The 16,482-nt window shown below is 65.4% G+C and carries 22 protein-coding genes; 12 read left to right on the forward strand and 10 right to left on the reverse strand.

The features are described 5' to 3' along the window. Position 1: 1 nt before the first annotated feature. The 10 genes from ACOGJC_RS15125 to ACOGJC_RS15170 are packed head-to-tail and all read left to right on the forward strand — an operon-like array spanning position 2 to position 7,556. A complete protein-coding gene (locus ACOGJC_RS15125) occupies positions 2–751 on the forward strand; it encodes a hypothetical protein (protein WP_419845824.1) in 750 nt (249 codons plus the stop codon). After that, positions 745–1,395 (forward strand): hypothetical protein, encoded by a 651-nt coding sequence (locus ACOGJC_RS15130; protein ID WP_419845825.1) that lies wholly within the window; start codon positions 745–747, stop codon positions 1,393–1,395. Before ACOGJC_RS15125 ends, ACOGJC_RS15130 begins: the two co-directional genes overlap by 7 nt. Then, positions 1,395–3,023 carry an ATPase, T2SS/T4P/T4SS family gene (locus tag ACOGJC_RS15135; protein ID WP_419845826.1) on the forward strand — a complete coding sequence of 543 codons (1,629 nt, stop codon included), beginning with the start codon at positions 1,395–1,397 and terminating at the stop codon, positions 3,021–3,023. The genes ACOGJC_RS15130 and ACOGJC_RS15135 overlap by 1 nt, the downstream gene beginning before the upstream one ends. Beyond that, positions 3,020–3,835, forward strand: coding sequence for a hypothetical protein (locus ACOGJC_RS15140; protein ID WP_419845827.1), 816 nt, complete (start codon positions 3,020–3,022; stop codon positions 3,833–3,835). Before ACOGJC_RS15135 ends, ACOGJC_RS15140 begins: the two co-directional genes overlap by 4 nt. Beyond that, positions 3,832–4,545 carry a hypothetical protein gene (locus ACOGJC_RS15145; RefSeq protein WP_419845828.1) on the forward strand — a complete coding sequence of 238 codons (714 nt, stop codon included), beginning with the start codon at positions 3,832–3,834 and terminating at the stop codon, positions 4,543–4,545. The genes ACOGJC_RS15140 and ACOGJC_RS15145 overlap by 4 nt, the downstream gene beginning before the upstream one ends. A gap of 38 nt (positions 4,546–4,583) precedes the next feature. Continuing rightward, a complete protein-coding gene (locus tag ACOGJC_RS15150) occupies positions 4,584–4,799 on the forward strand; it encodes a hypothetical protein (RefSeq protein WP_419845829.1) in 216 nt (71 codons plus the stop codon). A gap of 6 nt (positions 4,800–4,805) precedes the next feature. Then, positions 4,806–5,207 carry a hypothetical protein gene (locus tag ACOGJC_RS15155; RefSeq protein WP_419845830.1) on the forward strand — a complete coding sequence of 134 codons (402 nt, stop codon included), beginning with the start codon at positions 4,806–4,808 and terminating at the stop codon, positions 5,205–5,207. Positions 5,208–5,217: 10 nt separating this feature from the next. After that, on the forward strand, positions 5,218–5,637 hold the full coding sequence (locus ACOGJC_RS15160; RefSeq protein ID WP_419845831.1) for a hypothetical protein: 420 nt from the start codon (positions 5,218–5,220) through the stop codon (positions 5,635–5,637). A gap of 4 nt (positions 5,638–5,641) precedes the next feature. Beyond that, positions 5,642–6,013, forward strand: coding sequence for a hypothetical protein (locus ACOGJC_RS15165; RefSeq protein ID WP_419845832.1), 372 nt, complete (start codon positions 5,642–5,644; stop codon positions 6,011–6,013). Positions 6,014–6,068: 55 nt separating this feature from the next. Continuing rightward, on the forward strand, positions 6,069–7,556 hold the full coding sequence (locus tag ACOGJC_RS15170) for a hypothetical protein (protein ID WP_419845833.1): 1,488 nt from the start codon (positions 6,069–6,071) through the stop codon (positions 7,554–7,556). A gap of 24 nt (positions 7,557–7,580) precedes the next feature. Here ACOGJC_RS15170 and ACOGJC_RS15175 read toward each other — a convergent pair whose 3' ends face one another. From ACOGJC_RS15175 to tatB, 9 genes are all read right to left on the reverse strand, one after another. Beyond that, entirely contained in the window at positions 7,581–7,979 is a 399-nt protein-coding gene (locus ACOGJC_RS15175; RefSeq protein WP_419845834.1) for an NUDIX hydrolase, read from the reverse strand. Beyond that, positions 7,976–8,476, reverse strand: a complete 501-nt coding sequence (locus ACOGJC_RS15180; RefSeq protein ID WP_419845835.1) for an N-acetyltransferase family protein — start codon at positions 8,474–8,476, stop codon at positions 7,976–7,978. The genes ACOGJC_RS15175 and ACOGJC_RS15180 overlap by 4 nt, the downstream gene beginning before the upstream one ends. 3 nt (positions 8,477–8,479) lie before the next feature. Further along, the gene (locus ACOGJC_RS15185; RefSeq protein WP_419845836.1) at positions 8,480–8,713 is read right to left on the reverse strand and encodes a hypothetical protein; all 234 of its coding nucleotides are present in this window, start codon (positions 8,711–8,713) and stop codon (positions 8,480–8,482) included. Beyond that, positions 8,710–9,213 (reverse strand): hypothetical protein, encoded by a 504-nt coding sequence (locus ACOGJC_RS15190; RefSeq protein ID WP_419845837.1) that lies wholly within the window; start codon positions 9,211–9,213, stop codon positions 8,710–8,712. The genes ACOGJC_RS15185 and ACOGJC_RS15190 overlap by 4 nt, the downstream gene beginning before the upstream one ends. Before the next feature lie 185 nt (positions 9,214–9,398). Continuing rightward, positions 9,399–11,015 (reverse strand): FAD-dependent thymidylate synthase, encoded by a 1,617-nt coding sequence (locus tag ACOGJC_RS15195; RefSeq protein WP_419845838.1) that lies wholly within the window; start codon positions 11,013–11,015, stop codon positions 9,399–9,401. A gap of 34 nt (positions 11,016–11,049) precedes the next feature. Beyond that, on the reverse strand, positions 11,050–12,228 hold the full coding sequence (locus ACOGJC_RS15200; protein WP_419845839.1) for a M20 family metallopeptidase: 1,179 nt from the start codon (positions 12,226–12,228) through the stop codon (positions 11,050–11,052). Positions 12,229–12,280: 52 nt separating this feature from the next. Then, positions 12,281–12,862 carry a hypothetical protein gene (locus tag ACOGJC_RS15205; protein ID WP_419845840.1) on the reverse strand — a complete coding sequence of 194 codons (582 nt, stop codon included), beginning with the start codon at positions 12,860–12,862 and terminating at the stop codon, positions 12,281–12,283. 10 nt (positions 12,863–12,872) lie between these two features. Next, complete coding sequence (gene tatC / locus ACOGJC_RS15210; protein WP_419845841.1) at positions 12,873–13,790, reverse strand: twin-arginine translocase subunit TatC; 918 nt, start codon at positions 13,788–13,790, stop codon at positions 12,873–12,875. Next, complete coding sequence (gene tatB / locus ACOGJC_RS15215) at positions 13,787–14,137, reverse strand: Sec-independent protein translocase protein TatB (RefSeq protein WP_419845842.1); 351 nt, start codon at positions 14,135–14,137, stop codon at positions 13,787–13,789. The genes tatC and tatB overlap by 4 nt, the downstream gene beginning before the upstream one ends. Before the next feature lie 70 nt (positions 14,138–14,207). Between tatB and ACOGJC_RS15220 the strand changes: the two genes are divergently transcribed. After that, entirely contained in the window at positions 14,208–14,954 is a 747-nt protein-coding gene (locus ACOGJC_RS15220; protein ID WP_419845843.1) for a glycerophosphodiester phosphodiesterase, read from the forward strand. After that, positions 14,951–15,790, forward strand: coding sequence for a metal ABC transporter ATP-binding protein (locus ACOGJC_RS15225; protein ID WP_419845844.1), 840 nt, complete (start codon positions 14,951–14,953; stop codon positions 15,788–15,790). The genes ACOGJC_RS15220 and ACOGJC_RS15225 overlap by 4 nt, the downstream gene beginning before the upstream one ends. Before the next feature lie 28 nt (positions 15,791–15,818). Here ACOGJC_RS15225 and lepB read toward each other — a convergent pair whose 3' ends face one another. Next, on the reverse strand, positions 15,819–16,475 hold the full coding sequence (gene lepB, locus ACOGJC_RS15230; RefSeq protein ID WP_419845845.1) for a signal peptidase I: 657 nt from the start codon (positions 16,473–16,475) through the stop codon (positions 15,819–15,821). Positions 16,476–16,482 lie beyond the last annotated feature (7 nt).

Here is a 16,482-nt window from a genome sequence, read left to right on the forward strand (position 1 = left end):
TGTGGTTCCGCCTCCCCCACCCCCACCCCCACCCCCACCCCCACCTCCGCCTCCCCCGCCTCCGGAGAAGATCTGCTCGTCGGCGTGGACCGACCAGACCCGGATGTCGCTGCTGGGGCGGGTGCGGTGGGAGTCGATGGTTCCCTACGCCGGAGGATTCACCGGATACCACCATCCGGAGGTACCGGGTGGAAAGCTGTTTCTGACCGCGGCCTCGAAAGCGGGCCACGCGGTGCGCCATTGGACGGCCCTGCAACCGGGGTCAACGCTCGACGTGCTGGATGCCCCGGTGAACGGATGCCTGTGGACGGCCACCGGCGTCGGGGTATCGCTTCGAGAGTTGCTTCCCTACGAGCCCGCTGATCTAGCCAAGCTGAAGTCGCCGGGCAGCGTGGCCGCGAAGGACATGGCCATGAAGGCAGCCGCACTGTGGGATCAGCTGAGTGCGCTGCGCAAGCAATGGTTCCGAGACGCTTTCTCCCGCAACGACCCTTCCATCGTTTGGTGCTCGCCAGGTGAATTACCCCCGTGGACCGTGCCGGAAGACGGGGTGTTGTCGCTGTCTCCCGCCTGGACAGCGAACCACGGTCACTGCCGGTGGTCGATCCCCCGTCGGGGCTTCTGGGTGTGGAGCCTGCAAGTTCAGTACATCTCTGAGCAGGGCCATCGCCACACTCTGGTCTTGGCCGATGATCTGTCCTGGTTCCGCGAATCAACCGAGTATCTCGGCCAAAGGATCACCATATGGTGAACCGTCCTAGCCGCGAGCAGTGGTCGCCCACGTCATGGCCGGTTGCCCTCCGCTGGCGCCTGCTGGCTGCGGCGGTCGTCTTGGTGGTCACCGTGGTGGCGATCGCGGCCCTGTCTCGAGACGGCGATGACGCCGCGGAAGTTTCGGTTGTGGTGGCGGCCCAGCGGTGGGCCGAGGGCCACCCACCAGGCGATCACGCCACGGTGAATATGCCAGCCGACATAGCCGCGCTGCTTATCCGGCCCTCAGATCTGACCGACGCAGTGGCCGCAGTCGATGTGCCCGAGGGCACGCTGGTCTCGCCCAAGATGCTGCGTCCCCGACAAAACGGAGACGACAACCGCACGACCGCGCTGATGCGGTTCATGGTGAGCACGGAGATGTGGGCCGGTACCGGTCCGGCGGCCGGAGACCGGGCCGTGTTCTCCCCCTCCTCCGGTGGATGCGCCGCCGCCCTGGCCACCTTGTTGGCGGTGGGAGATGAAGGCGCCGCCACCCGCGTGACCATCGAGGCCACCCCCGAACTGGCCGCGGTGCTGGCCGATGGGCAGTGGTGGATATGGGAGTCGCCTCCCGGAGGCTGGCCGCAGTGCCAAGCCAAGACCACCCCCGACGCTGTTCGCGCTGATGAGGCGACCAGCTGATGTTGTTGACCATAAGAGACCGATCGCTCGACGGTGAGGCCGTGGAGCAGGTGGTGGACGGGGTGCTGGAGGGCATGGCCAGCACCGCTCCTGGTGTGGTTTTGGCCACCTCCCCAACCGAGGTTGATCAGGCTTCGGCTGCCGGCCATCCCACCGTGCTCTTCATGCGAGACGACGAACCGGAACTCCGCCTGGAATCGGCGGTGGCCTCAGCCGCTGCGGTGTTGTGGATCACGGCCGCCGACAGCACCGACGTCCGCTCCCAACTACGGCTCGATTCAGGGGCTCGCCGTTCCACGCCGATTGTGTCGGTGGTGGTGTCCGACGATCAGCCCGACACCGATCGGTTCCGCCGCCAGCGGGTCTTCACGCTCTGGGTGCCCACCGAGCCGGCCCGGAGCCACCTCCGTCGGCTGCACCGGCTCGGGCGTCGGATGGCATGGACCGCCGTCGCCCCCCGCCGGCTCGATCCGCTCGACCGCGAGACCCACCTGTGGTCGGCTTCCCAAGCCGCCCAGACCCGGCTGTCCGATCTGCTGGAAGAAACCGGAGTCGAGGAGTTCCAAATCCGGGGCGGCGAGTGCATGTTCGTCCACCGGGCCGAGGGACAGCGCGAACGCCGGAACTCCCCGTTTGCGTCCAATGACGAGCTGATCGAAACGGCCCGGCACCTGGCCAGCTTCTCCGGAGGGCAGCCGCAGCGCTTCGACATGCTCGACAGCCGGCTGGACATCCGCCTCGGCGACCGGTGGCGGCTGCACGCCGAAGCGTTCATGTGCCACCCCCCCACCATGGTGCTGCGGTCGAATATGGCCGGCAAGGCCACGTTGGAAGACCTCAATGTGGCCCCACCATCGCTTCAGAAGATCTTGGCGGGGGCGGTGTCGGGACCAATCCGGGCCAACGTCGTGGTGGCCGCGGCCATGGGGGGCGGCAAGACCACGCTGTGCCAGGCCCTGCTGGCCACCGTCGACGGCTCGGAGAGGATCGACACCATTGAGGACACTCCGGAGCTCCGCTTGGCCCAGTACGGAATCCACCCCAACAGCTTTGAGCGCCTCACTCGGGATGCCAACAACGACGGTGTGGGAAGGGTCACCATGAGCGACCACATCCGTGACGCCAAGCGGGCCAACTCGTCCAAGCTGGTGATCGGCGAGACGAGGGGCGAGGGCACCCTCGCGCTGCTCGACGCCATGAGCAGCGGGCTTAACGGCTGCCTGGTCACGCTGCACAGCCAGCCAGGTGCAGGGGTGCTGGCCAAGTTGGTGTCGTACGCGTGCGGCGAGGGGGCCGATCCTCGGTTCGCCCGCCAGCAGATCGCCATCGCCGTCCACCTGCTGGTGTGGATGGGCCGCAACGAGCTTGGTGAGCGGGTCATATCCGATGTCACCCAGATCGTCAGCTACGACGATCGCCAAGATGTCATCGACACCCGGTGCCTGTGGGCCCTTGGCCCCGGCCAGCGGTGGTCGGCCCCAGTGGGCCGGCCCCACGGCCACATCGAGCGTCTGTACCAGTCAGTGGGGATAAACCTGCGACCGGCCGATAGCCCGACACCAGGAACCGACAGGAGGCCGGCGGCGACTTCTCTGTCGGTGGCGGCTTCTTCGGTGAGAAGTCAGTGACTGGGCAAGCCGCGGCCGCTTTGGCCGCCGGGTTCGCCGTGATGGTGTTGGTTTGGTGGCCAACGTCGGCTGGAACCCCCTCGGCCCTCCTCATGGGGAGTCTCATGCTGGCCCAACGGCGCTCGCTGCGAGCCGGGGTGTTGCTGGCCGCGGCCCTGGTCATTTTCGGATTCATCGCCGGGCTGGTTCTGGTGGGGGCAATGACCGGCGTGGCCGTCATGGTGCTGACCGGCGTGGGCATCTGGGCCATCGCGGTGCAGATCAGGTCGCGCCGCAGTTTGCGGGAAGCCGACGAGCTGGCCCAGCTGACCAACGGTCTGGCCAACCAGGCGTTGGTGGCGCCCACCGTGGTGGAAGCCGTCCGCCAAGCCGCGCCGCTGATTCCCGGCCGGGTCGGTGCGGCTGCCCTGCTCATGGCGGCCGAGTGCGAGACCGGCGGCCTGGTCGAAGCGGCCAACCGCTTCTCCACCACCATCCGACGACCCATTGCCGAGATGCTGGCCTCTGTGCTGGCTGAGGCATTTCGGGGCGGTTCGCAGTGGGTGGGTTTGGCCGGCGTCTTGGCCGACGAGGCCATGGAGGCGGCCGAGACCGCTCGCCACTTCCATCGCTATGTGGCTGCCCTCATGCCGCAAATCGCGGTCACCGTGGTGATGGCGGTCGGCATGCTGGCCATCAGCGGCTTCGCGGCCAAAGACGTGGGTCGCTGGCTTACCTCATCGGTTGGGCAACAGTTTCTGCTGCTCTTGGCGCTGCTGACCGCCGCGATCTGCGCCCGGGTACTGGCCCCAGCCTGGCGGGCGGGCCGATGATCTTTATCGCCGGTGTCTCGGGAGTGGCCGCGGCGACGGTATTGCTGCTGACCCCGCCTAGCACCACCAGCCCGGCCGCAATTCAGGCCGCCGCTATCGGCTGGTCGCCCAGCCACATCTCGATGGCGAGCTGGACGCTGTCGGCGGCCGGTGCTGTGGTCGGCGGGCTCGTCGGGCTATCGACGTTTGGCTGGGCTGGAGGTTTGACTCTGGCCGTTTTGGCCGGAACGTGGCTGCCGCGCCTGGTGCCCGCGGCCATTCGGTCGCTGGCCGCGGCGGCCTACCGCCGTGAACGGGATCAGAAGGTGCTCGAGTGGATGCGCAAGCTGCGGCTGTTGACCTCGGCGGGACAGCCCATCAACGCAGCCGCAGTCAACGCGGCCTTGGCGGTATCGGGTCGGGCTTTCACCCTGGCCCAAGGGACCATCGGGGCTGCTCTGGAGGCCGGACGGGATCCGCTGCCTGCGGTCACCGCAGCCATCGCCGGCTCCCCCGCCGAGCCCCTGCTGGCCTCGGTGGTGGCCGCCGAGCGGGCCGGGGCGGCGTCGTCTGACCTATTGGACAAGTCCCTGTCCCGATCGGTTCGGACCCTGGAGTCCGAGCGACGCCTGGCCATCGACCAGCTCAGCCGGGCCATCGGTACCACGGTCACCCTGGTGGCCGCCGTTGCTGGTCTCACCGTCATGGCCGCCGTGATCTTCGTGCTCTGAGGCGCGCCAATTGCCCTGTACCAAAGGAGAAATCACCCATGCAATCAGCCATCGTCCAGATGATCTTGATCGTGGTGGCCATTGCCGCCGCCGCCATCGTGGCCATCATCGTCTACGCCCAACTCAGCGATAACGCTCCCAAAGAGGGGGACAACGTCGACTTGGACCGGATCACCAGCAAGACGCTGTGTGAGGCAGTGAGCGGAACTTGGGCCCCTTCAAGTCCAAGTGGACCTCCAGGATCATGCACCTAACCAGCCATGGCCACATCTCTGGTCGTCCTGCGTAGCGCGGTGCTGCTGATGTTCTTGCTGGCGGTGGTCACCGGACTGTACGTGCGCCACGTCACCCGGCTGTCGGTCGGCGCGGCCGCCCAGTCAGCCGCGGTTGCCGCTGCCCAGGCTGCGACTGACGTGGGATGGCAGTGCCAGTCCGCCCCCCCGTTGGAGGCCGAGGCGGCTGCGGCCCAAGCGGCGCTGAGCCAGTCCCAGCATCTCGCGGTGCAGCCGGTGGCCGTCGAGGTGAGAGCCGACGCTTGCAATCTCATCGCCTCGGTTACCGCCGCGCCGTTGAATGCCCGGGTATCGGCCCTGCACACCACCGCCACAGCTTGTCGATCAGCCACCAGCGCCGCTGCCCTCAGCGTCCCCGGCTCGTGTTGAGGGAAACCTGATGAGCGACGCCATCGCGTTCTTGTTGATACTGCCCGCGTTGGTGCTCGGCATCGTGGTGCTCGATGCCGCCGGGACGCTGGGCACGGCCCGGTACCGGACATCGGCCTTCACCGAGGCCGCCGCCGTTTATGCCGCCGATACCCTGGCCGCAGCCAGCGGCACCACCGTGGAGCCGTCGGCTCGAGCGCGGTGGGACGAGGTGGCGGCCACCGTGGAGCAGTCCGGCTTGGCCGCCACCGCCGGGGTCTGCAACCAAACCGACGCCGCGTTCGAGGTCAGCCTGATCTCCCAGCCCCGCCTTTCCCGCAGTCCCGGCGCGACGCCGTCGGTGGCTGCTGTGGTGAGCTGCCCGGTGGAGCTCGGTCGGTTATTCAAGACCGAACGGGTCATGGCTGTGGGCATCGAGCCGGTCGACTAGGCCGATGTACTCCGCCATTGTGCTTTTGTCGCTGGGAATGGCGGTGGCCGTGGCCAGCGGGTCGTTGGCCGATCACGCCGAGTTGATCACTGGTCGCAACCTGGCCGCCGACCGGGCCGAGCGGGCCGCAGAAGCCTTTGTCGCCGGTTGCGGAAGCCGGGGATGCGACCCGGGCACGGTTAACACAACCCGCCTCGACGGCACCATCCTGACTGGATGTGTCGGTCAAGCCGGGGGAGGCTCCGTACTTCGAGTGGAAGCCCGCATCCCCTGGGGCCCGCGGGTGTTCACCGGTCTCACCCCGGCGACGGGTGCCGTGGCCATCGACCTCGGCGGATTGGGAGTTCCCGCAACCACTGCGCTGGGCCCGTGCTGAGGAAAGCCCACCAGCAGTTCTGCCCATGAACGTCAATGCGGTAGCGTGACCGCCGGTGTCCCGCAGGATTGAGATTGAGCTGACCAGCCAGCGGCCCGATGGGTCTTGGACATGGCGGGCCGCGGGCGCACGTGAGCCGAAGGGCGAGATGGCGGGCGATCTGATCGCCTTTGCCGCCAAAGTGGGCGACGAGCTGACCGTCGAGGCCGAGTTCCACATGGACGGCATCGAGATCATCGAGGCCTTCGAACCCAAGGCCAAGCGTCCCCTGCCGGAAACTTTGGAGATCTTGGGCTCGGGCCGAGATCAGCCGCTGGTGACCACCCAGTTGGTGGCCAATCGCAAGAACCGGGACCGAGACCGAGACTCCGGCGATCGAAGGGGACGTCAGGACCGCCGCGGCCGGGGCGATCGCCGGGATCGTGATCGCCGGGAAGCTCGCCACGACGATGACCGTCCCAAGGCCAAGCGCCTGCGCCCCGCACGCACCCACCGCCAGGCGTTGATCGACAGCCTGCCCGAGGAGCAAAAGCCAGTAGCCGAGAAGATGATGCGAGACGGCATCGCCTCGGTGGAACAAGCCCTTCGGGACCAGCGCAAGAAGGCCCGCGACGCCGCCCAAGCCAAGAAGAAAGCGGCCAAGGAGGCGTCTGAGGCAGTGGCAGAGGCCAAGCCGGAGGAGGCGTCTGAGTCCGAGGCCGAGGCCAAGCCGGAGGTGGCTTCTGAGACTGAGGCGGAGGCCAAGCCGGAGGAGGCTTCTGAGACTGAGGCGGAGGCCAAGCCGGAGGTGGCTTCTGAGACTGAGGCGGAGGCCAAGCCGGAGGAGGCTCCTGAGACTGAGGCAGAGGCCAAGCCGGAGGAAGCCCCCGAAACCGAGGCGAAAACCAAACCGCCTAGGCGAGCTGGGAAAGAAAAGAAGTCCGATTCCGAGCCCGCCGATGAGTTCCTGGCCTCAGCCCGCAAGCTGCTCCCTCAAATGCGATCCGCGGAGTGGCGAGATCGGGTTGAGGCCGCGCTGGCCGAAATCGACGATATTGACCTGCGCGATCTGCGGTCGGTCGTGGTCGCCGCTGAGGACGGGGCAACCGACGATGAGGCCAAGGCGTTGGCCGAAGAGCTGCGCAACAAGCTCACCGAGCGAGTCGACCGAGAGCACGCCGAATGGCTGGCCGAGGTGGCGGCCACGCTGGCCGATGGACGAATGGTGCGGGCCCTGAGGCTCAGCTCACGGCCCCCGAAAGCCGGAGTGCCCCTTCCCCAAGACATGGTCAACCGGTTGACTGAGGCGGCCAGCGCCGCTTTGGCCAGCGACACACCGTCCAAGCGTTGGATCACCGTATTGGGTGCGGTGGCGTTCTCGCCGGTGCGCCGAACGGTTCAGCCCCAGGGTATCCCGGAGAACCCCGACAAAGAATTATTGGCTGAAGTCACAAAGCTGTCGGAGCGGGTGCCCCATATCGCTGCCCTGTTCGGCGTGGAACCCACCCCGCCCCCCAGACGCGGCCGTCGCGGTGCCGGTGCCCAAGCCGCTAGTCGGAGATAACGTCGCTCGCCGGTGCTCAGGCCGCTAGCCGGAGATAACCCGGTGGTCGGCTAAGAACTGAAGCAGGCCGTCGACCAAGTCCCACTCCTCCAACTCGTCGAGGGCCACCCATGCCGCGTCGGTTGCATCGGTACCCGCGGTCGGCACCGCATCGGGCGCCACCGTGACCCAGAAGTCCACCACCACGTAATGGCGTCGGCGGCCGATGAGCTCGGTCCAGCCCACGGCCTCGCCCACCTCCCCCTCCAGCCCGGTTTCCTCAAGAAGCTCCCTGTGGGCTGCATCGGCCAGACTCTCTCCCCGCTGCACGCGGCCACCGGGCACCGACCACAGGCCCTCCCCCGGCGGAGTGCCTCGGCGGATGAGCAGAATGGATTCGCCGTTTACCACCACCGCCCCCACACATAACTCCGGCCCGCTCATGACTCCTGGTCTTGGTCGAGCCGGGTATGGACGATCAGGGCGTGGGCGGTCATTTTGAACGTCTCAAAGAAGTTCTTGGCTTCGCGGTGGCCCGGCAACACGAAGGCGTCGATCGCCACGAGCTCCTGGTCGCGAGCCCACTGCATCAGACTGTCGAACAGCGACTCCCCCACTCCTACCGAGCGGGCTTCCGGGGTAACGAACAGCTCTTCGATCCGGGCAATCGGCGATCCGTCCAGGCGGACAACCCGCTGGGCCCATCCGTATCCCACCACCGTGTCGTCCCAGATGCCTGCCACCAATACCGTCTCAGGATCAGCAATCAGCCCTGCGAGATGGTCTTCAAGCGGCTCTGGTGCGGCCTCGGTGGCCATCCATCGTTCTCCGCCCCGGTATTCCAGGGCTTCGCGACGAGCTTCCCGAGCCAATCCGGCTATGGCACCGATCTCTTCGGTACGGGCTGGTCGGGCCGCGCCGTCTTTTGGCCGCTCACTCACTGTTCAGCCAGGCAGGGGATCGGGAGGATCGGCGCGGGTGTCGGTCGGAGCAGAGGAGTGGCCCAAGGCCATGCGACCCAACAGCCGAGCTGCTTCCAGTTGTCGACGACCTTGAGCGGCCAGCTCCGCGCTCGGTTTGTCCGACTCCAGAAGGAGCCCCAAAGGCGCGAACACCAGTGCATCGAGCATCCGGTCCAACGCCTCCCGGTGCGAATCGGGGTTCTCCGTCGAGCTCATAACCGGGCCAGCGATGGGCAGGGTTCCTCCCCCGACGGGCACCGGGGGTTGTTGCGGGGACCGAACTGGCTGGAGCTGACGATCAGAAAACAGCCCTCGCACATCCACTCGTTGTCTCGCTTGGGTGCGACTTGGCCCGCGGCCTCCGGCACTGGGTCGGGGGTGTCCTCATCCTCGTCCTCGTCGTCGCCCGCGGCCAGGCGATCCTTCAAGATGGTGTCGAGATCGGCCTCCACGTTGTCGGGGTCAATGTCCTCCCCGTCACCGTCCTCGTCGTCAGACATCGTCGAACTGCGGGTCGGTCCATTGTCGGCCTCTTCTTCCTCGTCTTCGAGGTCGTCGTCCAAGTCACCGTCGAGCTCTTTGTCCAGATCGCCGTCGAGGTCATCATCCAGGTCGTCGTCGAGGTCACCATCGAATTCGCCGTCGAGGTCATCTTCGATGTCACCATCACCGAATTCCTCTACGGGGATGTCCTCGTGCTCGTCAGGGTCAGTCATTCTCCCCTGGTCCCTTTCTCAGGTATTGCGATCAGCGCGGATCATAGACACCTCAGGAGTTTCCCGATGCTGACTACGGCCTGCTGTTCTCAGGTATTGCGATCAGCGCGGATCATAGACACCCCTGCCCCGCGATGTGTGCTCATTAGCCATCAATATTCATTACTGGTCAATATTGTGAGGGCTTACGCCCGCTCTTTGACTTGGCGTCGCTGTTCGGCTCGGCGTTCAGCGTCCAAGCGGCCCAAGGGGGGCTCCTCGCTGAGGTCGACGAACTTCATCATCTCCGCGATTGCCGCGTGACCGGCCTCGTCTTTGATGAGCCGCCACATCTCTTGTCCGACCTTCCGATACACGGAGTGGCCTTGGGGGGTGGTACGCAGCTCGATGAGATGCATGGCCGATCGGGCGTTCAAGCTCATCGCAAAGCGCACCTTGTAGGCGAAGCACACCGCGTAGGGGGCCTGCTCGGGAAAGTCTCGGTCCAAGAGGTGGTAGAGAGCCTCTGAGCGCTCCATGACCTTGTCGAACATTGGGGCGCAGCCCGCGGCTTCTACCGCCTCAGGACGGGTGAACCCGTGTTGAGGAGTGAGCTTTTGCCACTCCATGGTGAGCATTCGATGGCGCTGGAGATCTCGAAAGGCGCCGTAGTCCGACAAGACGTCGAACCGATAGAAGGGCCGTTCCAAGGCCCGCCCCGGCTTGTGGCGGCGGTTGGCCCTCGTTCCCGCGTAGGCCCGCACCACCGACATCCGGTCTTCGACGCCCATGGCCCTCACCTCCCGCTCGAGCTGTTCCTCGGGCAGGTGGGTGTAGGGATACAGCATGGAGGCCACCATCTTGACCTCGGCTTCTGGGTCGAAGTCCACCAGGCGAACCGATGGGACATCATCGGCAGGCAGATCCGGGGGTACCAAATGTTCGGCCACGCTCTCCACCGACTCTCGGACGTCGCCCAGATAGCGGGTCCACTCCACACCCCGATCTTCCAGGTCCACTCGCTTCAAGAATGAGGGGATCACCTTGCGCAGTTCGCCCAGCATCAGATCGGCATACGCCTGGACCTCGGGGAGATCATGAGCCCGCATCCGCAGCAGAAGCAGCTCGTACGACTGGCCGGTGCCGTAGATGCCCACGTTTGACACGGTCGCCGCCGGCAGCATCCCCCGAACCGCGTCCAGTGCTTTGGCTCGAACCGCTTGGCGGTAGGCGAAGTCAGAGGAATTGGAGTCCTTGGGGGTGTGCTGGCGGTAGAAATCGGTCATGGCCGGCAGGAGTTGGCCGTAGGACTCGAACATCCGGTCCATATCGCTCACGTAACGTCCCGAAAGGGGCGACTCCCCCACCTGGGGGTCGCGGTAGTAGCGATAGCGCCCCCCGATCCGGGCCAGGTAGTCGATGTATCGGGTGGACTGCTCCAAATACGACATCAACCGGCCCCATTCCAGCACCTTGGTCAAGATGTTGGAGGCCTGCTCGCAGGCCAAGTGCACGCCGCCCAGCTGGGCCACCGAGTCGTCCCCGTACTCGAAGAACACCCGATCGTAAAGCTCCTCGGCCCGTCTGAGGCCGACGGTGGCATCGATGGTCATGTCGCCGCTGATGTCCAACTCGCCGACGAACTCGTCCAAAAACAGCCGCCGCAATGACTTGGCCGACCGGCTGTAGCGGGCGAACAGCGCGCCCTTGACCACCTCCGGCAGGTTCACCAGCGCGAACACCGGCTGGTCGAGGTTGGTGAAATACCGGCGGAGGATGTCCGCCTCCTCACTCGTGAATTGTTCGGCCACGTATTGAGTCATCGGCGATGTAGCGGGTCTTCAGCGACGTACTGGGTCATTGCAGGCTTTGAGCCAGCTCATCGGCAGCCCGGTTCAAGGCGTCGGGATCCAACCACAAATCAGCCACCGTCATGGCCATGATCTTCGCTCCATCGAGCACCGCCTGGTCGCCGCTCTCCGATTCTGCGTAGTGGGCGAATTCCGGGGTGTGGATGGCCACATGCTCCGGGGCGACCTTGATCATCGGATGGATCGACGGCACTGCGTAGCTCACATTCCCCATGTCGGTGCTGCCCACAACGGCGGCCGACGACTTGGGCTCGCGGACGATCCGCCCCATTGAGGAGGCATTGCGGGCATAAAAGTCCATCAGCACCTGGCTGTCGATCAGATCGGCGAAGATCGGTGCTTGGCGGTGACACTCGATGTCTACTCCGGCTGCCGCCGCCCCGGCTTCGAGGCAGGCCACCACCCGCTCTTTCAACGCGGCCAGGCTGTCTAGCTTTGGAGAGCGGATATACCACTCGGCCGCGGCATCGTGAGGAACGATGTTCGGTTTGTCCCCGGCCCGGGTGAAGACTCCGTGGATGCGTTCATCGGGCCGTATGTGCTGGCGAAGCGCGGCCACGTTCATATACCCCAGCACCGCACCGTCAAGGGCATTTCTCCCCAGATGAGGTGACGCCGAGGCGTGGGACGGCCGACCGGTGTACGTCACCTCGAGTTGCTCCACCGCGATGGTGTTCATGCGGACGAGCTCGTGGTTGGCGGGGTGCACCATCATGGCAGCGCTGATGCCGTCAAAGGCCCCTCTCTCCAGCAGGTACTGCTTGCCACCGCCGCCTTCCTCCGCAGGGGTGCCAATAATGCTGATGCGTCCCCCCAACTTGTCGGCCAAAGCGGCTGCGGCCAACCCGGCACCCAGTCCGGCCGCGGCGATGATGTTGTGGCCGCAGGCATGTCCGATCTCGGGCAAGGCGTCGTACTCGCAGATCACCGCAACATGGGGACCGGTGCTTCCCGCCGTGGCTACGAACGCCGTGTCCAGGTCAAATGCCGATCGCTGCACGTCAAGTCCTTCGTCCTCCAAGACGGTGCAGAGCAGATCGTGGGCGGCGTGCTCCTCAAAGCAGAGTTCGGGGGTTTCGTGGATCTGGTGGGAGACGCTGAGCAGACGGGGTGCTCGGGCATCGACCTCCGAGGCCATCTGCTGCTTGACCGCATCGGGCGTCACGGGGCGAATGCTACTTGTCTTGTCGTGGATCGTCGCGGTTATACCGTCCTCATCACACCACAACAATGAGCGCGGCCGGCTCCACTCGTATCGACAGATTGGCGGCACGCTGAACCGGCTGGCCGTCCAATTCCACCATCAGCGGCTGCTTGAGCACTGTCTGGAAGGCCCCAGTGCGGTGGTAGCGGATGTTGGGATGGGGCAGATGGTCCCCGGTGCCGACCCGGCGCCGGGCTCGCAGCCGGTCCCCGGCCGATAGCCGGCCGTGGGAAACGTCCAGCAGCCCGTCGCCGGGGTGGGCCTTGGGACCCAGATTCCAGCTTCCCCACCATGCGGCGTTCATGGCCACCAGCGCCTCCCCGGCCCACCCTCTGCGTCGGGCCGTCAAGTGAGCGCTGAACCAGAACAGCCGGCCGTCAAGCAAAACGGCACCGATGTCCACCGCGAACCGCCATGCTTCCGGGGAGCGGATGGCATCGGGGTCGCCTCGGCCGCCGAGAGTTCGACACAGGTCGCCTCCCAGCAGGCCCAGTTCGGGCAGCGGCCGGTTGGTCCGTCGGGCTTCTTCAATCAGGATCCGGGCCTCGGCGTCGGTGCGAACCAGCACGCCATCCGGCCCCAAGCCTCCTGGCATCCCCCAACTCTCACCCCGTTGAATCGGCATCGGTTTCTGAATCGGCAATGACTTCTGAATCGGCCCGGGCTTCTGAATCGGCATCGGCTTCCTCTGGGGCCTCTTCTCCTTCAACTTCTCCTTCAACGGCTCGGCGGCGTTCTCGGCGGTCTCGCATCCATCCGATGACGATGGCCGCCTCGTAGAACAAGTACATGGGTACCGATAGCACCATCAGCGTGAACGGATCACCGCTGGGGGTGATCACCGCTACGAGGGCCACGATTCCGACGATGGCGAAGCGCCGTCCCCGGATCAGTTGCCGGTAGTGGAGGATCCCGGCGAGCTGCAAGAACACCAGCAGAATGGGGAACTCAAAGCCGATGCCGAAGGCCGCCATCATTTTGACCACGAACGACAGGTACTTGGCGGGGGAGAATCCGGTCACCAGGTCCTCTCCCCCTATTGAGGCCAAGAAGTTCAGCGCCCGGGGGATGCTCCAATAGGCCAGGCCGGCCCCCAGGGCGAACAGCAGGGCGCCGGCTACGGTGAACGCGGCTGCATGTCGCCGTTCTCGGGGGTAGAGGCCGGGCTGAACGAATCTCCACACCTGCCAGAGCACCACCGGAATCGCCAGGGTCAACCCTCCGTAGCCCGCCACCATCAGCCGCACCGAGAAGGGCTCCAGCGGGTCGAGCACCAGTAGCTCGCACCCGCCGAACAGGTTCTGTCTTTCCGCCTCTTCGCTCACCGCTTCTTCGGGGATCACATCGCAGTAGGGCTGGACCAGCCAGTCGAGTATCTGGGGGTAGAACACCCAGCACACCACCGCGCCGGCCACCACGGCCAAGACGCATTTGATGAGCCGCACTCGCAACTCGGCCAAATGCCCCATCAGGGGCATGGTCCCGTCGTCGGACCGGGAGCGGCCCGCGGTGGGATCGCTCACTGGTTACTCGGCGGTGGGTCGCTTGCCGGTTCGCTTGCCGGAACGTTGGCCGAAACATTTGCCCGTTCGCCAGCCGTTTCGCCAGCCTGTTCGCTTGCCGGAACGTTGGCCGGTTCGCTGGCCGTTTTGCTCTGCTCTACGGCCTGTTCTCCCCGACGCCGAGCCTCAGCCTCGATGGGCTCGTCTAGGGCGTTTTGCAGCTCTTGCTGAAATCCGGTGGAGATCCGGCGGACCTGGCGGATGACATTGCCGATCTGACGGGCCGCTCCGGGCAGCTTGTCGGGCCCCAGAACCACAAGGGCTACCACCACGATCACTGCCACTTCGGCCCATCCGAGGTTTCCCACGCTCCGAGGCTACCCCTCCCATTCCCCGGTGGGGTTGTTCGATCACCGGTCAGCAGCGCAAGATGAACCGATGGCTCCCCGGATCTCCCCCTTGCATATGCCCCCGATCGGGTTTGCCCATCGGGGGGCTCGGGCCCAGGAGCGGGAGAATACGTTGGCGGCGTTTTCCTTGGCGTTGGAGATGGGGGCTGCCGGTCTGGAGAGCGACGTGTGGGTGACTGTCGACGGCCACGCGGTGCTGGACCACGATGGAAGGGTGCGCTCGGGTCGGCTGAGGCGGCGGCGCCCCATCCCTGACTGCCGCCGCGACGAGCTGCCCGACCACATTCCCACCCTGGCCGAGCTGTACGACGCCTGTGGTACCGATTTCGAGCTGTCGCTCGACCTCAAGGATGCCGATGCCGCACCCGCGGTGATCGCCACCGTGGACGGGGCCGGGGTCGGCACCGGGCGTCAACTCCGCGAACGCCTGTGGTTGTGCCACCCCGACGTGGACACCCTGGTCGGGCTGCGGGACCAGTGGCCCGATGTGCGCTTGTGCAACTCCACCCGGCTGAGCCGCATGGACCACGGCCCCGAGCGGCGGGCCGCCGTGCTGGCCGAAGCCGGAATCGACTCGGTCAACCTCCACCAAACCGACTGGACCGGTGGCCTGGTCACCTTGTTCCACCGGTTCGGGGTCCTGTGCTTCGGATGGGATGCCCAACAGCCCCGGGTGCTCAACGAGCTGCTGGATATGGGCATCGACGCGGTGTACAGCGACCATGTCGACCGCATGAGGCACGCACTGGCTGCCTGGTACCCTGACGAGCGATGAGCAATCAAGCCGCCCCCACGAAAGACCTGATTGCTCACCACAGAGAGCCCATCAACTTTGTTGAAGTCGCAGCCAGGTACAAGAACGACGAATTGGTGCTAACCGGGATTACCTGCCGATTCGAGCACGGGACTTCCACCGCTCTGATTGGGCCAAACGGTTCGGGCAAAACCACGCTGCTGCGAGTGATGTGCGGTCTCACGCCGCCGTGTCAGGGCGCGATCAACCCCGACCCATCCAAGAAGTCAGTCGCGCTGGTGGCCCAGCTACCGGAGCGGAAGGCGTGGCTGCCGGTCACGGTGAACAATGTCTTGCGCATGTCGCGCTACCGCGACCGAGGTCTGGTCAAGCGCATTGGCCCGGCCGATCGGAGCATCATCGAGGAGGCGGCGGAGCGGCTGGAAGTGCTTGGGCTGTTAGACCGCCAATTTGGCGAGCTATCGGGAGGACAGCGCCAGCGGGTGATGGTCGCCCAGGCCTTGGCTCAGAATGCCGATGTGCTCTTGATGGACGAACCCATTACCGGTCTCGACCTGCCGAGCCAAGAGACGATTCTGCGGATTATCGACGACGAGCGCGGGCGCGGGCGGATCGTGGTCATCACCACCCATCACATGGATGAGGCGGAAGTCTGCGACCAAGTGCTTCTCCTAGCCACTCGGATGGTCGCAGTAGGAACCCCCGGAGAGGTTCTGACCAATAAGAACCTGCGAGAGGCTTTTGGAATCCGCACTGCTCACGGTGATGGCAGGGACGACATGTTCTTCGACGAGCATGCTGGCCATTCCGAAGAGATGATCCACGTGTTGGATGATCATCGCCACGGCCACCACTGAGCGGCGGCTGCTCACATTCGGATTTCAATCACAGTCTGCCAAACTCGTTGACCGGCCAAATGCGCAGGAAGGCGTGTCCCACGATCAGGTGCTCAGAGATGGGACCGAACGACCGGCTGTCGGTGGAATTGGCCCGGTTGTCGCCCATGACGAACACCTCGCCCGCCCCAACCAGGCAGCCATCATTCACCAGGGGAGCGCATTTGGCCGGCATGGTGCCCGCGGTGATGCCGGATGACTCCAGATAGGGCTCGTGGAGACGCCGGTCGTCTATGTACACATTGCCTTCGACGAACCTGATGACCTCTCCGGGGAGGGCAATGACCCGTTTGATGAGGTCATCGGTCTGTTGGCCGCTCACTCCCTGCGGTCGCTCAAACACCACAAGATCGCCGCGATTGATGTCATGGAGGTCGTAGCCCAGCTTGTTCACCAACACCCGGTCGCCGTTGCTCAGGGTGGGCTCCATGGAAGTGAAGCGGATGTAATACGCCTGAAAGAGCACGGCCCGCAATATCAAGGCCAAAGCCAGTGCTCCGGCCAAGACGGCCACCCACTCGATGGTGACCCGCAGGCCGGACTTGCCCGGCTTGGACTCTGGGGCGTCTCCGGTCTCCTCCGAGGAGTCTGCGACATCGCCGGGTGAAACTGACTCTCTTAGCGTGGGATTGGACTCGTCGCTCATGATGTGA

This window comes from Candidatus Poriferisocius sp. (genome assembly GCF_965204015.1).
GTDB lineage: Bacteria > Actinomycetota > Acidimicrobiia > Acidimicrobiales > Bin134 > Poriferisocius.

What these genes read in the sequence shown, in the direction of transcription:
- ACOGJC_RS15130 (WP_419845825.1), top strand. Translation starts at nt 745, where the DNA reads ATGGTGAACCGTCCTAGCCGCGAGCAGTGGTCGCCCACGTCATGGCCG.
- ACOGJC_RS15135 (WP_419845826.1), top strand. Translation starts at nt 1,395, where the DNA reads ATGTTGTTGACCATAAGAGACCGATCGCTCGACGGTGAGGCCGTGGAG.
- ACOGJC_RS15145 (WP_419845828.1), top strand. Translation starts at nt 3,832, where the DNA reads ATGATCTTTATCGCCGGTGTCTCGGGAGTGGCCGCGGCGACGGTATTG.
- ACOGJC_RS15150 (WP_419845829.1), top strand. Translation starts at nt 4,584, where the DNA reads ATGCAATCAGCCATCGTCCAGATGATCTTGATCGTGGTGGCCATTGCC.
- ACOGJC_RS15155 (WP_419845830.1), top strand. Translation starts at nt 4,806, where the DNA reads ATGGCCACATCTCTGGTCGTCCTGCGTAGCGCGGTGCTGCTGATGTTC.
- ACOGJC_RS15160 (WP_419845831.1), top strand. Translation starts at nt 5,218, where the DNA reads ATGAGCGACGCCATCGCGTTCTTGTTGATACTGCCCGCGTTGGTGCTC.
- ACOGJC_RS15165 (WP_419845832.1), top strand. Translation starts at nt 5,642, where the DNA reads ATGTACTCCGCCATTGTGCTTTTGTCGCTGGGAATGGCGGTGGCCGTG.
- ACOGJC_RS15175 (WP_419845834.1), bottom strand. Translation starts at nt 7,979, where the DNA reads ATGAGCGGGCCGGAGTTATGTGTGGGGGCGGTGGTGGTAAACGGCGAA.
- ACOGJC_RS15185 (WP_419845836.1), bottom strand. Translation starts at nt 8,713, where the DNA reads ATGAGCTCGACGGAGAACCCCGATTCGCACCGGGAGGCGTTGGACCGG.
- ACOGJC_RS15190 (WP_419845837.1), bottom strand. Translation starts at nt 9,213, where the DNA reads ATGACTGACCCTGACGAGCACGAGGACATCCCCGTAGAGGAATTCGGT.
- ACOGJC_RS15195 (WP_419845838.1), bottom strand. Translation starts at nt 11,015, where the DNA reads ATGACTCAATACGTGGCCGAACAATTCACGAGTGAGGAGGCGGACATC.
- ACOGJC_RS15205 (WP_419845840.1), bottom strand. Translation starts at nt 12,862, where the DNA reads ATGCCAGGAGGCTTGGGGCCGGATGGCGTGCTGGTTCGCACCGACGCC.
- ACOGJC_RS15220 (WP_419845843.1), top strand. Translation starts at nt 14,208, where the DNA reads ATGGCTCCCCGGATCTCCCCCTTGCATATGCCCCCGATCGGGTTTGCC.
- ACOGJC_RS15225 (WP_419845844.1), top strand. Translation starts at nt 14,951, where the DNA reads ATGAGCAATCAAGCCGCCCCCACGAAAGACCTGATTGCTCACCACAGA.
- lepB (WP_419845845.1), bottom strand. Translation starts at nt 16,475, where the DNA reads ATGAGCGACGAGTCCAATCCCACGCTAAGAGAGTCAGTTTCACCCGGC.